At 55.9% G+C, this 13755-nt stretch carries 13 protein-coding genes; 4 read left to right on the top strand and 9 right to left on the bottom strand.

What is annotated here, in order from left to right:
- Positions 1 to 96: 96 nt before the first annotated feature.
- Genes M8006_RS14635 through M8006_RS14610 form a run of 6 tightly spaced genes read right to left on the bottom strand, consistent with a single transcriptional unit; the run spans position 97 to position 7344 of the window.
- Positions 97 to 738, bottom strand: a complete 642-nt coding sequence (locus M8006_RS14635; protein WP_250083449.1) for a PAS domain-containing protein — start codon at positions 736 to 738, stop codon at positions 97 to 99.
- A gap of 23 nt (positions 739 to 761) precedes the next feature.
- Positions 762 to 1187, bottom strand: a complete 426-nt coding sequence (locus M8006_RS14630) for a response regulator (protein WP_250083460.1) — start codon at positions 1185 to 1187, stop codon at positions 762 to 764.
- A 12-nt stretch (positions 1188 to 1199) separates the two neighbouring features.
- Positions 1200 to 2564, bottom strand: coding sequence for a sensor histidine kinase (locus tag M8006_RS14625; protein WP_250083447.1), 1365 nt, complete (start codon positions 2562 to 2564; stop codon positions 1200 to 1202).
- Positions 2564 to 5527, bottom strand: coding sequence for a PhnD/SsuA/transferrin family substrate-binding protein (locus M8006_RS14620; protein ID WP_250083445.1), 2964 nt, complete (start codon positions 5525 to 5527; stop codon positions 2564 to 2566). Before M8006_RS14620 ends, M8006_RS14625 begins: the two co-directional genes overlap by 1 nt.
- Positions 5528 to 5567: 40 nt before the next feature.
- Positions 5568 to 6899, bottom strand: a complete 1332-nt coding sequence (locus M8006_RS14615; protein WP_250083444.1) for a diguanylate cyclase — start codon at positions 6897 to 6899, stop codon at positions 5568 to 5570.
- Positions 6900 to 6921: 22 nt separating this feature from the next.
- Positions 6922 to 7344, bottom strand: coding sequence for a response regulator (locus M8006_RS14610; RefSeq protein ID WP_250083441.1), 423 nt, complete (start codon positions 7342 to 7344; stop codon positions 6922 to 6924).
- Between the two features lie 394 nt (positions 7345 to 7738).
- Here M8006_RS14610 and M8006_RS14605 point away from each other — a divergent pair, with 394 nt between their 5' ends.
- Positions 7739 to 7948: a zinc ribbon domain-containing protein gene (locus M8006_RS14605; RefSeq protein ID WP_250083440.1), complete on the top strand. Its 210-nt coding sequence runs from the start codon at positions 7739 to 7741 to the stop codon at positions 7946 to 7948.
- Positions 7949 to 7972: 24 nt separating this feature from the next.
- Here M8006_RS14605 and M8006_RS14600 read toward each other — a convergent pair whose 3' ends face one another.
- Both M8006_RS14600 and M8006_RS14595 read right to left on the bottom strand, forming a co-directional pair.
- Complete coding sequence (locus tag M8006_RS14600) at positions 7973 to 9289, bottom strand: TonB-dependent receptor (RefSeq protein ID WP_250083438.1); 1317 nt, start codon at positions 9287 to 9289, stop codon at positions 7973 to 7975.
- A gap of 168 nt (positions 9290 to 9457) precedes the next feature.
- Complete coding sequence (locus M8006_RS14595) at positions 9458 to 10462, bottom strand: zinc ABC transporter substrate-binding protein (protein ID WP_284047073.1); 1005 nt, start codon at positions 10460 to 10462, stop codon at positions 9458 to 9460.
- Between the two features lie 165 nt (positions 10463 to 10627).
- Here M8006_RS14595 and M8006_RS14590 point away from each other — a divergent pair, with 165 nt between their 5' ends.
- From M8006_RS14590 to M8006_RS14580, 3 genes are all read left to right on the top strand, one after another.
- Positions 10628 to 11371 carry a metal ABC transporter ATP-binding protein gene (locus M8006_RS14590; protein WP_250083436.1) on the top strand — a complete coding sequence of 248 codons (744 nt, stop codon included), beginning with the start codon at positions 10628 to 10630 and terminating at the stop codon, positions 11369 to 11371.
- Entirely contained in the window at positions 11361 to 12161 is an 801-nt protein-coding gene (locus M8006_RS14585; RefSeq protein ID WP_250083435.1) for a metal ABC transporter permease, read from the top strand. The genes M8006_RS14590 and M8006_RS14585 overlap by 11 nt, the downstream gene beginning before the upstream one ends.
- 176 nt (positions 12162 to 12337) lie before the next feature.
- Positions 12338 to 12919: a TetR/AcrR family transcriptional regulator gene (locus M8006_RS14580; protein WP_250083434.1), complete on the top strand. Its 582-nt coding sequence runs from the start codon at positions 12338 to 12340 to the stop codon at positions 12917 to 12919.
- An 88-nt stretch (positions 12920 to 13007) separates the two neighbouring features.
- On the opposite strand, the gene M8006_RS14575 is transcribed toward M8006_RS14580, so the two are convergent.
- Positions 13008 to 13586, bottom strand: coding sequence for an antibiotic biosynthesis monooxygenase (locus M8006_RS14575; protein ID WP_250083431.1), 579 nt, complete (start codon positions 13584 to 13586; stop codon positions 13008 to 13010).
- Positions 13587 to 13755: the final 169 nt, after the last annotated feature.

Genomic DNA, 13755 nt, shown 5'->3' with positions numbered 1-13755 from the left:
ACGCGCATCTGCTGGAGCGCTTTTCTTTCTACTTGGGTCTGGACTTCAATTGCATAAAATCCCGACCCGACTTTGACGAGATGTGCCACTACGGTGCTATCGCGTCATGAAACTGTCCGAACCATTGCCTTCAAGCAGTTGTTCGTTAACCGCTTGGCTGCAGTGCTCGATATCGTCGGGGTGCAAACGCGTGAGCCACTGAGCGAACGTAAGCGGTTTATCAGAAGGCGAAAGCCCGAGCATACGGTAGCATTGAGGGTCCCAAACAATTTCATCACGCTGGGGGTACCATTCCCAGACGCCGAACCCGGCGGCCTGCTGCGCTAGCGCGTAGCGCTCCTCGTTTATTTCCAAGGCGGTGCAAGCCTTCATGCGCGAGGTCACATCGACCCCAACGGCTTGAATGAACATAAGCGCGCCGTGGTCGTCGAAAAACGCGGTGTTAGTCCACTCTACCCAGTGCGGCTCGCCTTTTGGCCCGTTCACACAGTTGATCAGCTGATGGCGCGGTGCCTCTGGCGTAAACTGGGCGTAGTGCTCGTGCCACTGGCGGCGTTGCTCTTCGCCCACCATCTCCAGCCAGCGCTTGCCGATAAGCGCGTCAGGCTCAGCCTCGAAAAAATCTGCCGTGGTTTGGTTGGCGTAAACCAGTGTGGTGTCAGGCAGAAAGCGGGTAAGCATGAACGGGTGGTGCTCAACCAGCGTGGCGTAATCGGTGTGCTCGGGGCTATCACTCATTGATGTTCTCGCAGTATGTTCAGCTAAGGCCGTTTAACCAGCGTCAGCCAGTAATCTTCAACGTTCTGGATGGCCTTCAAAAATTGCGTAAGATCCACGGGCTTTGTTACGAAGCCAGCGCAGCCAAGGTCGTAAGAATCCACAATGTCCGTTTCTGCCTCTGACGTGGTAAGAACAATGACCGGAATACGTTTTAGCGTTTCGTCCCGTTTTAAATGATCGAGAAAGGTCTTGCCGTCCATCCGCGGCATATTGAGGTCCAGCAGGATAATATCCGGGCACGGGGCATCATGGTACTTGCCTTCACGCCGCAAAAAGGCTAACGCTTCGACGCCGTCACCGACATCGCATACGTTGACCAGTAGCCGACTCTGCTTGAATGCCGTCTTCGTTAAGTGGACGTCAGCCGGCTCGTCTTCGACAAGAAGCACGGTAAAATCGCTTTCCATTTTCAAAATACGTCACCTTGCTAGTGGGAGATCAAACACAATGGCGGTGCCACCCGAGATGCCATCTTCGATCGCGATATGGCCGTCGAGGTTACGCAGGGCTTTGACCACCAGAGCGAGCCCCATGCCGGTGCCTGGGTACTCGTCGCTATGCGGTACCAGGCGTGAAAACATCTGCAACACCTGTTCGCGATACTCAGGAGCAATACCGCTGCCGTTATCCTCGACACGAAAGTGTACGCGCCCATCAAACGTACTTGCCGTAATGCGAATTTTAAGGGGCCGCTCTGGGCGGCGATAAAGCCAGGCGTTGTGCAAAAGTGCGCGGAAAATCATGCTGAGCTGGCGCGCATCGGCGGTTACCGGCGGCAGTCGCTGAGGAATTTCCACGGCCCCGGCACGGTTTATGCCTGCAAGCTCAGCATAGCGATGGCAGACCGCTTCAATCACCTGCCCTGGGTCCAGTGTCTCAAGCTTCGGCTTGATATCGAGGCTAAGATAGCACTGAATCTCGCTGACCAGCTCCTTGAGCTGTTTGGCTTGACGCTCGATAAAGCCGACCGCTATCAGCATTTCGTCGTTATCCTCTTCAGTGAGCGGTCGAGCATCGTGTTGAGAGGGTTTTTGAGAGGGTTTTTGAGAGGGTTTTTGAGACAGTTTTTGAGATAGCTGTTGAGCAAAGCTGACGAGCCGTCGGCTGGGCTCCTGAAAGTGATGCGCCATCACATGGCTTAAGCGCTCAAGCTCGCGGTTACGAAAGGAGAGCTCGTCGATCAAGCGGCGGTTTTCCCGCTGAGCGTGACGTAAATGCTGCAGAATGACTACCAGCACGGCGATAACGACTAGTTGGAGCAGTGTCGCGCCAATGGCTAGCCATAATGTCCGCTGTCTGGCGTCTTGGAGCTGTTGTGTTTGTAGGTCGACTTGTTCCTCGACGCGCGCCACATAGTGGCGCTCGGCGGAGCTCTCAAAGTCGCTGGTGTCGTAAAGTGACGATACCATGACATCTCGACCTTTAAATTCAAAGCGATCCGTATAAACACCCATCACTTTCACCTCTCCATTCGCGAGACGGTGGCGAAAAAATAGATGATTGCGCTCGGCGAGCGCCACACGGCGGAGCTCCCGCTCAATCTGTTCGGGTGTGAGCATGTTGATCTCGCCGATATGCATGCCTTCAAGGTGCTCAAAGCCATAAAACGCTTTAGCCGCTGGGTTGGCTTTTACTATCTCGCCAGTTTCAACAGAGAGCATCCACATGGGCGTTGAGTTTTGCTCGAAAAACGTCTCGAAGTCTGGCGTTGCCCAGCCTGTTATCGGCAGCCACGAGAGGGCGATGGCACAGGCGATAACGCATAAACGTCGAGTACGCTGCATTAGGTTTCCCCTTCGGTGGTGAGTGTCATGGGGAGCGTTAATGTGAAGCAGCTTCCTTTGCCTTCCCCGTCGGATTCCACCCAAATTTGCCCGCCATGACGCTCGACAATTTTGCGGCATACGGCCAAGCCCACGCCGGTGCCCTCGTATTGCTCTCGGGTGTGCAGGCGCTGAAACACTTTGAACAAGCGCTCTATTTGATCCGGGGCAATGCCGATGCCGTTATCCGTCACGCTGATTTGCCACTGTTGCCTATCGGTTAGCGCTTCGCTATGGACGGTGATCTCGACGGCAGTGTCGTCGTCTGAGCGATATTTGAGAGCATTGCTGATCAGGTTTTGGAAGAGCCGGGTCATCTCGTCGGGGCTGGCATGAACGGTGGGCCACTCGCCTGTCATCTTGATGGCGGCATGGGTTTGCGCGATATCCGGGGTCAAAAAATGCAGCGCTTCTTCGAGGGCATTCTTTAACGGCATATCTTGCATCGGTTGCCCCTTACGTCCCACCCGCGAGTAGCCCAACAGCGACAGCAGCATGTCGTCCATGCGTTTTGCGCCGTCGCGCAGGTAGTGCAGCATCATCTCGCCGTCTTCATCGAGCCCACCGAGATGGCGTTCAAGCAGTTGCGCGTAGCTGGTGACCATACGCAGCGGTTGGCGCAGATCGTGCGACGCGGCGTAAGCAAAGTGCTCAAGCTCATTGTTAGAGCGCTCAAGCGATTCGCGATATTGCTCTAGTTGCAACTGGGTCGTGTGCTCGTCGGTGACATTACGCAAATAGCCGTGCCACATGGTACTGCCATCTTTCAGCCGCTCAGGCGTGGCGATGCCTTCGACCCAGAGTTGATGACCGTCAGGATGGTTGATGCGGTATGTCTGTCGCCACGTGCTGAGGTCAGTGGCTGAGGCATAAATACTGCTGGCCACCGCCGCGACATCTTCGGGGGCGATGACATCGAACGCTGCACTGGCATCTTCTTGCACGTCCTCGGGTGAAACACCGTAGATATCTTGAATACCGGCGCTGGCATACGGGAAGACGCTGCGGCCATCGGGGTGGTGCCAGAACTGATACAGCATGCCAGGCAGCAGCGCTGCATGCTTGCGCGTCTGTTCCATGGCCGATTGGGCCCGTACTTCGGCTTCTTTGCGTGAGGTAATATCGCTGTGGGTACCGGCGACCCACAGCGGTTCACCAAATTCGGTGCGTGTGATAACGCGCCCACGATCCTGCACCCAGATCCAGTGCCCGTCGCGGTGGCGCATGCGTGCTTCCAACTCGTAAGTGTCACGCTTGCCTTCAAAGTGCTCGGTTAATAACACCTCCGAACGCTTGAGGTCGTCTGGGTGGCAGAACGACATCCACGTGTCAATGGTGATGGGGGTCAGCTCATCCAGGCGATACCCCACCATCTCGGCCCAGCGTTCGTTGATGCGTGTCTCGCCCGTTTGCACATTCCATTCCCAGGTACCGGCGGCGGTGCCCCATAGAATGTTCTGCAGTGCGTTACGCTCTTCTTCCAGTGCGAGTCGGGCGCGCTCTTGTTCGGTGATGTCGTGCAAGGCGACCAAAAGCGTCGACTTTTGACCCAAAGCGCCCATCAGGGTGTTGTGAGTAAATTTAATTAGCGTGACTTCGACCAGAACAGAGGCGCCTTCTAGGTCTGTGTGCTGCCAGATAAACCGCTGACGCTCATGGTCCGCCCGTGCCAGCCACTCGGCCGCGCGAATGGCGGAGGGCTGCCCATCGGGTTGTGTGTCAGGTGAGAGTTCCACCATTTTTTTGCCGAGTAAGTCGTCACTGCTTTGGGCTTTAAACAGTGCGTGCGCGGCATGATTGCTTTCGGCAATGACAAAGCGGCCCTGTCCGTTGGGGCGCAGTAATAACGTGGCACTCGGCGAGTAGTAGAACAAGGCGATAAAACGTTCAAACAAGCGCGATTTTCGCACGTAAAGCCCAACGAAAAGTGCCAGCAGCAACACGAATGCCATTGCAAGGGCTATCGGTATCCATATCGCATGGCCAAAGCGAGCGGTTAGCTGTTGCCAAAGGGGTTGAGAGGTGGTGGCAAAAGGCGCCACGCCAAGCGCGCGCGCCGCCAATTCAACCGAGAGATAGTCCTGCGGTGGGTCGAATCCGACCCAATGCCTCCCGTTAGGTATGACGCCATCCAGGTGCAAGAGAGCGTTGCTGACACGTCGGATATCTTCCATTGGCACATGCGGCATGGCGGCCAGTGCCCACTCCGGGTAGAGCCGAGTGGAATGCGCCAGAGGAAAGTGCGGGTCCAAGGCATGAGCGGGTATGATATCAAGCGTATCCGGTGCCAAACGCCCCCTTGCTATCCAGTCTTCCAGAATGCCGCTGCGCACAAAGCCAGCATCAACCTCGCCGTTTAGGAGTGCCTGAATGACCGCGTCGTGAGAGCCTAATGCCTGGTAGTCGGCAAAGCGCTCGGGGACGTATCCTTGCTGATGAATTTCATAGGCTTGGGCAAGAAAGCCACCCAGAAAACGTTTGCCAGGGATGCCAATGGTGCGCCTCTCCAGCATTTCAAGCGTGTCTATGTTGGCGTCAGCCGGGGCAAGGATGACGCCTGCGAGCGAGCTTAGAATGCGGCCCCCCTGGTAGGTTTTGAGGGTCGCCAGTGCGCCACTGACATCGTATTGCTGCCGCACGGCTAAGAAATGGCGCGGATTGGTGAGAATGAAGTCAATGGCGCTTGCTTCAAGCGCGTCATCCAACGCCTTAAGCGAGAGTACCTCCAAGCGAATCTCGTTACCGGGGAGCGCGTATTGCATCGCCTCTATGACGGGGGTGAACTGCTTGCGAACCGTCTCCGCGTCGCGGTAGGCAAATACCCCCAACGTGGTCGAGGGGGCCGCCACGGCGGCTTGTGAAAGTATCAGCGTTGCCACCAACAACCACCGTATCAGCAAACGGAGACGAGCAGGTAAGGGCATGGTACGTCCTTTTGGGTATCTCAATACGGCGTCTCAGGTACTAGGCCGAGGCGATGGGCGGCTCCGTTGTGCTGTCAGCGTGTTCAACGCGGTTGCGGCCGCTTTGTTTGGCGCGGTAGAGCGCGGCATCCGCACGGGCGAGAGCACCGTCTGGCCGTTTGTCGCTGGCCGATAGCATGGCGATGCCAACGCTGGTGGTGATACAGATCGTTTCTCCTTCCGCTTGCACGCGCATGCCCTCGACAGCGGCTCGCACTTTTTCTGCCACATGAGCGCTGCCGGCTTGGTCGGTATCCGGCAGCAAAATAGCGAACTCTTCACCGCCTAAGCGACCGAATACGTCGTTTTCGCGCAAGTTTTCGTCAATCGTATGGGCAAACGTTTTGAGAATGTCATCGCCCGCCGCGTGGCCGTAGGTGTCGTTGACGCGCTTAAAGTGATCGATATCCAGCATCAATATGCTGGTAGGGTAATTGTCTCGTCGTTTGACGCGCCCGTATTCGCTGTCCATGGCTTCCATGAAACTGCGGCGGTTGAAAAGCCCCGTCAGTGGGTCGTGCATGGCAAGAGTGCGTAGTTGCTCTTCCATTTCTTTGCGAGAGGAGATGTTTTGCAAAATTCCCACCATGCGCTCCGGGTTGACCTTAGCATCACGGCTGACCAAATGGCCGGATTCAAACACCCAGACCCAGTGCCCTTGCTTGTGCTTGAGGCGGTACTCGATTTCATACCGCTTCTCTTCACTGTTCACATGGCGCGTGAGCGCTTCATTGATAGCGGAGGTGTCGTCAGGGTGTGTGCGAGCCATCCACTCCGATAATGTTTGCGGTACGGTGTCGTCATCCGCCTCAAACCCGACGTTTTTCCGCAGGCGTTCGCTGGTGTAACAGGCATCCGTTTTTAGGTTCCATTCCCAGATGCCTAGCCCGCCCCCTTCGATGGCGGCAATCATTAGCTCTTCGGACTCGTGCAAGCGCTTTTCAAGCTGGTGACGCTCTATGGCGTAGCGTATAGCCCGTAAAAGTGTGTCCGCTTCGACGCCGTCTTTGATCAAGTAATCTTGGGCACCGGCTTCCAGCGCCTTAAGGGAGAACTTCATATCATCGTGGCCGGTTAGTACCACAATGGGTATCTCGCGAGCCATTGCCTTGCAGCGTGAGATCGTATCGAGCCCACTGGAGTCGGGCAGATTCAGGTCGAGGAGAATCACGTCAGGAGAAACCGTCGCCGCGCGAAGGTGCGTGTCGAGTTCGTCCAGGCGGGTGACCCAGCGAACGTCGTGCTCCCCTCCGGTGAACTTTAGGCGATAGCGGATCAAACCCGCATCGCCAGGCTCATCCTCAACCAATACGATAGATAAGTTTTGCATCATGTTAACCTAGGAACCCCTTGCCCTAATCGGGCCGCTTTACCAAGCTGAACCAGTAGCCGACTAACCGCTGCATGTAGTGGGTAAAGTCGTCAATGCTGTTGGGCTTGACCACATAGCCCGCCGCCCCGAGTGCATAGGCACGATCCACGTCTCCTTGGGATGCCGATGTGGTCAGTACCACCACGGGAATCGAGCGCAGCGTCTCGTGCCCCTTGGTTTGCTCAAGAAAGGCAAAGCCATCCATTCCCGGCATATTGAGGTCCAGCAGGATAAGACCGGGTAATGTTCCTTGTGCTTGGCGCGTCGCTAGCCATTCCAGTGCGCTTTCGCCTGTTTCGGAGTGCGAAAGGGTGATATCTTCGGCAATATCGCAAAACACCTTCTGCGTGATGTAAGCATCGGCCTGATCATCTTCGACTAGTAGCACGCTATGTGTCTGACTCATGGTGCGTATCCTTGGGAAACAGTAAAAGAAACACGGTACCGCCGGTATCGACGGTAATGTCGCCACTTCTACGCCGTTATCTTTTATGCACACCTTGTTACGTTTGGTATCTTCTACTGGCAAAATTTCGACAAAAGATACCCGTTCGGGGTGACGATAGCAAAGTGCGTTGTCAACGAGGCGCGTCAACGTTTATATCCGGCAGTGTCGCACTCCGTACACTAACGCGGATAGAGGCGTTGATAGCGTGCAACCGAGCAGGTTACGTTTGGGAAGGTCTCGGACCGCGTGCTTCAGCGTAGGGCAACGCGTATCTACGTAAAGGCAGATAGCCTGTTAAAGTGGCAGGGTAAATCAGAATGACTTCTTTCTCTCTTTATTTCCAGGAGACAGCATGCACGATGATGCGCTGGTTCCTTACGACTTTCACTGCCCCTATTGCGACAGCCCTTTGACCTTTTTTATCGATACGTCTCAGGGCAGCCATGTTACGTGGGAAGATTGCCACCAGTGCTGCGCGCCTATCCAAGTCGCCGTTGATATCTCGCTGATCAGCGGAGAGTTGGAAAGCGTGCGCACCGGTAGCGACGATGATGTGCTCTAGTGGTTCAATGCCCGTTATTTGCCGTTAGTGATTGTGACCCGCGTGGTTACCAAAGGTGGCGTTGAACTGCAGCATGCCCACCCAGCTTTCTTCTTCATCGGCGTAATCTTCCTGAGTGACCTGGGCACGCAGGAACATGTCACTGCGCAGGTGCCAGGTAAGCTGACCGCTGTGCCGCCAGGAGACGTCTTCCGAGACGATAGTGGTGGGATGGGTGCCCATCACGCGATTGCTCATGCCTAGGGCTTCAGTACGCAAGCCGAGTTGCCAGCTTGGCGCGATACCATAGGTGGTTTCCAGATAAGCGCCATCCTGTTGCTCGGTATGGGCATCCCGTGCATGAAAGTGGTCGTCATGCTGAACGTGTTCACGCAGGTCGCGCTCGGTATAAAAATATTCGCCGCCCAGCTGCCAATCACCCTTCAGGCCTGGCTGGCCGCCATCACGAAGGTAGCGGGCATCCAACCCGGCAAACCAGTTATCGCCTTCGGCGGTGTGCGCATGATGGCCGTGGTCATCCACGCGCACGAACTGACGGTTATAGCCTGCCGACGCCCCCAGGTTTAGCGTCTGGTCAGCGCCGAGATCAGGCTGGAACTTGGCGAATAGCGTGCTGACACGCGGGCCATCTTCGCGTGCTTCAAAGCCGCCTTCACTGAATTGGCTGAAGCCTTCGCCTTCTCCCTGGAAAAGTTCGGTACCAACTTGCATATTAGCTGCCGGTGCCCAGCTTAGCTGCACGCCGGTATCCAGCAGGCCGTGTTCGCCTAGGATATGCTGGTTGACCAGCGGGCGTTCAATAAAGTCCCAGGCATGCGGGTGGCGGCTATTCATATAGCCCACGTCAGACAGGAACTTACCGGCTTTAAGCGTTAGGTTAGCGGGCAGTTGCCGCGTGCTGAGGTAGGCTTCTTCCAGGGTGATGTCGTCTTCGCTGAGGGAAACCACGGCCGTACCGTCCAGGTAGTGGCTACGGCCTTGTAGAACGACTTCCGAGTGCCCTAGATTAAAGCCATCTTCCAGGGCGTGGGCATGGCCTTCGTGTCCGTGATCGTCATGTCCATGGTCGTCATGCCCGCCATGCCCAAACCCGGCCGGGGTATGTTCCTCGCCGGAAAAACGGTTGTGATAAATGCCTTCGACGGTGAGGGAAATATCTAGGCTGAAGTCCTGGGCGTTGTGGCCGTTGTCAGCATGTTCAGGCGCATGGTCGTGGCTGCTGTGATCATGATGGTCATGATCGTGACCTGAATGGTTATGTTGGTGGTCAGCACCCCAGGCAGGGGTGGCCATCAGCACGGCGGCAGCGATGGGGGCGAGCGTTAGCAAACGGCGAGACATGCAAAACTCCTAAGTGTTTTCGAGTCAGTGATTAAAAGCACAATTTTTAAGAGCGCATTATGCTATGTAATAACGTATCATTAATCAATCATGACCCGTTTTTTAACGTCGTCAGGTGAAGCCTTCCCCCGGAAAAAGTCGAACCGGGGTAAAGCACGATAGGGTATTTTAGCGTTTGGCAGAGGTGCAACGATGGAGCTCATCTGCCATCTGGTTGAGTAGAGCAGCGTAGAGGTCAGCGCCAAGTGGTAGGCCAGCGCCGAGCGGGTCGATCACGCCGCTATAGACGTCGGTATCGCTAAAAACGTTATTGACCATTTGTGGGTTAAATTGAGGCTCAGAGAAGACGCAATGGATGTCCTCTTCATGAACCAGTGTACGAATTGCCTGAACGCGTGCCGGGCTTGGCGATGACGCGTCGCCAATCGAAATTGCACCCGCTGCTTGGACGTTGAAAGCCTCTTCAAAATATTGGTAAGCATCATGGAAAACGATGAAACGCGTGCTTTGACTCGTCTGCAGGCGCTCCTTGATGTCGGCTTCGAGTTCGTTCAAAGACTGTTTGCTTGCTTCTGCATTGGACCGGTATTGATCGGCGTTTTGCGGATCAATGTCGACGAGATGATCGGCGATGGCATCTAACCATACGATCGCATTGGCAGGTGCTAACCAGCCGTGAGGATCATTGCCCGCGTGGTCGTGGTCGTGGTCGTGGTCGTGGTCGTGGTCGTGGTCGTGGTCGTGGTCGTGGTCGTGGTCGTGGTCGTGGTCGTGGTCGTGGTCGTGGTCTGTGGCTTTTTCGACAATATCGAAGGTAGCCCCCTCGCGGTATGGCAAAACGCTTGTGCCGGTCACGTCCATTAATTCTAGGTGCTGAGCGCCGCCTGCCAGGTTGGTCAGGGGAGCCTGCAACCAGGGCGATAGTGAGTCGCTTGTCCAGATAACCAGATCGGCTTGATCAAGGGCTTCAGCTTCCGAGGGGCGTAGGGAGTACCCGTGCGGCGAAGCGCCTGGCTGGATGAATAAGCGAGGTTCACCCAGCTCGCCTATGACCATTGACGCCAGCGCATGCACTGGCGGGATATCCACCGCCACACGGGGTGGCTCCGCCAATGCCATTAGAGGACCGCTGGCCAGCAGCGGTAATGCGACAGATGCTATCTTGCGCTTCATAGAGAACTCCCTATTGAAATAATTCGCTTGCGGTAGAGTCTTGAGAAAGACTCGTGTTTGTGTATTTGCCCCGGCCATGCAGGGGGTAATAGTGACGTGCGATGCTATTTTATATATGTTATAACATAACAAATAATTGCCTTGCCAATATTTGTGAGTCTCGTCATGCCCGACCCCATTTCTTCTGCTTCAACGCCTGTCTTGCGAACCCGTCAGTTGCACGTGGTTCTTGGCGGGCGGCAGATTCTTCACGATATCAATTTGACATTGCATCGCCAGGAGATCGTGACGCTGATTGGCCCGAATGGGTCAGGTAAGTCTACCCTTGTTAAAGCCCTGATTGGTGCCATTCGCCCATTATCAGGCAGGGTTGATATCGCCACCGGCGCGCGTATTGGCTATGTGCCTCAGCGCCTGCACCTTGACCCTACCTTGCCGGTCAGTGTGGCGCGGTTTCTTGACCTTCCGCGCCGCCATTCACGCCAGCGGGTTAGTGAAGCCCTACATGATGCTGGAGCGGGGGATCTTAGACGTATGGCCATGCATCACCTTTCCGGTGGGCAGTTTCAGCGCGTACTCCTGGCCAGGGCTTTGTTGATGCAGCCGGATATCCTGATTCTCGATGAAGCCAGTCAGGGGTTGGACCACAAGGGCACGGCCGCTTTTTATAAGCACATTGAAGCCGTTCGTCAGCGTTATCGGTGTGCGGTATTAATGGTCAGTCACGACCTGCATGTCGTGATGCGTAGCGCCAATCATGTGGTGTGTCTGAACGGCCATATTTGCTGTGAGGGTAAACCGGAACGGGTAGCGCTTTCCTCTGATTACCGCGCGCTTTTCGGTGATCATGCGGCCGATAGTCTGGCATTTTATCGCCACGACCATGAGGAGACAGCCGATGTTGGATGACTTTATCTGGCGCGCTACCTTGGCGGGCATTCTAGTGGCCATGGCCGCAGCACCGTTGGGCTGTTTTGTGGTGTGGCGGCGCATGGCCTATTTTGGCGACGCGACTGCTCACGCCGCTATTTTGGGAGTGGCGCTGGCGCTGATGATGAACATTTCGATTCTGGCCGGGGTGTTGGCGGTGGCGCTGCTCATGGCCAGTTGCGTATCGTTGCTGAGCGGGCGGGGGGTGGCCATGGATACGCTGCTTGGGGTCATGGCCCATTCGGCACTCGCCATTGGCCTGGTAGCGGTATCGTTTCTGTCTGGCATACGGGTCGACCTCAATGCCTATTTGTTCGGTGATATTCTCGCGGTGGGCAAACAGGATCTGGGGTTAATAGCTGGGGGTACCATTCTCGTGCTGAGCTTGATGGCCTGGCGCTGGTCTGCGCTACTGACCGCCACGATGAGCGAGGAGCTGGCACATGCCAGCGGCATTCAGCCGCGTCGCGAGCAGCTGGTGCTAACCGTGGCGCTGGCGATTGTGGTGGCGGTGGCGCTCAAGGTAGTGGGGGCTTTATTGATCGCCGCCATGCTGATCATCCCGGCGGCTACCGCTCGCCCACTAAGCCGCAGCCCGGAAGGCATGGCCCTTATCGCGGGTGGGGTTGCAACAGTGGCAGTGGCCGCCGGGCTTAAATCCGCGTATGTATTCGATACGCCTACCGGCCCTACCATCGTTAGTGTGGCCGCGTTGATGTTCGTTCTGAGCAGCCTGCTATCGTGGAGTTATCAGTGGGTTCGGCAATAAAAGGGGGCAATACCGTGTTGCGTAGGTCTGCCATCGTCATCAATACCCCTGTATGGCGTGGCGCTGACGTGGTAAATTAATTTTATGGAATGATCATTCCCAACAGTTTATGACGGTTATTCATTTTTTGTATCTATTTTTAAACGGTCTTGGTCAGTAGAGGGCGAGTGATGGCAATGGGTAGACCCTTACAACATCAACCCGATGTGGCGTTAACGGCAGCGATGCAGACGTTCTGGCGTTTGGGATATCACCACACGTCGTTACGCGATTTGCTCGCGGCGATGGAGATATCACGTAGTTCGCTCTATCAGCTTTATGGCAATAAAGAAGCGTTGTTTCTGACCGCGCTGGAACGTTATCGCGACCAGCTTCTTAACACCCTGAGGGCATCATTTTATCAAGCCGCTTCGGCATGGGCATTTATTGAAAATCTACTGACTCAAGCGGCTTTGAATGCGCAAAGCGAGCAGGCTCAGCTTGGCTGTTTGATCTTCAACTCCGCGACTGAGCTAGGAGGTGAGGCCTCATTGCCAGCGCAAAGCGCCCGCCAATGCGTTGATGACATTAGCGGTTTTTTCACCCAAGTCATTGTGCGTGCCCAACACGAAGGCAGTATTAGCGCTGATAACGACGCCGCTAGCGCGGCACAGTTCTTAACCTTTTCTATGTCCGGGTTGCGGCTTTTGCTTAAAAGTGGCGCGACTAAACCTCAGGCGCAACAAACGGTGAAGCACGTTCTGCAAGGCTTACGCTAAGTACGGCGGGGATGCCGCGTTGATGGCATGAAAGACTGCCACCCCATCATGAACACGATGGTGCTATTGCTTACCACTGACCGACGTCTTATGCGCGGTGTTGGTGCCGTATTCGAGCCAGGCATTTTATGATGGACTGTTCTCCGCGCAACCAAGGCCCCAGCAGACGCATGGAAAGCGGGATGAAAAGGAACACCATCACCGGCGTCAGCGCCAGGGTGCTGAGCAGCACCTTGGGCACAATCGGTAGGTCGGCAAGTAGCCCGCCAAACAGCACCTGAAAGCCCAACGACACCGGGAAGAACGCCAACCAAATCGCGATGGCCTGCTTCCAGCGCGGTGGCGTCCGGCCGGTCGCCTCCTGAAACCAACCGTCCAGCCCGATGGCGCGGTGCTCTTGGGGCGCGACATAGAGCCCCTCGCCACGGGAAAGCCAGGTCCGGCGCGAGGCCGAGTGCTCCCAGGCAGCCAGTGCCTGCGCGTCGCGGAAGCGGAAGATAATCTGGTACTCGTCATCGCCTGGTGGTGGGTCTAGCACGCCGGAGCCTAGGTAACCGTCAAAATCGCTGGCCAGCTCGCGGCCCTCTTCCAACCAAGCGGTGAAATCATGGTAGCGGCCGGGGGGTACGCGGCGCGCGACCATCAGCGTCACAGGATCAGGGGACATCGTGTATTTCCTCGTTCATGGCGCCAGGGTAAGGCACCGACTCCCACTTAGGCCGGGTAGGCCCTCGTGATGAATGAAACCGTGAGTATACCATTCTGTCAGACTCATCTCGTTTAGACGGCTACGCGGGTAAATTATCGACAAGAAGGGAGGGCGCCAGCGGCTGCCG

The organism is Halomonas llamarensis (assembly GCF_023555005.1).
In the GTDB taxonomy this organism is placed as follows: Bacteria; Pseudomonadota; Gammaproteobacteria; order Pseudomonadales; family Halomonadaceae; genus Vreelandella; species Vreelandella llamarensis.
The sequence above is the reverse complement of the archived record's forward strand: the minus strand, read 5'-3'. Positions and strand labels throughout refer to the sequence as shown.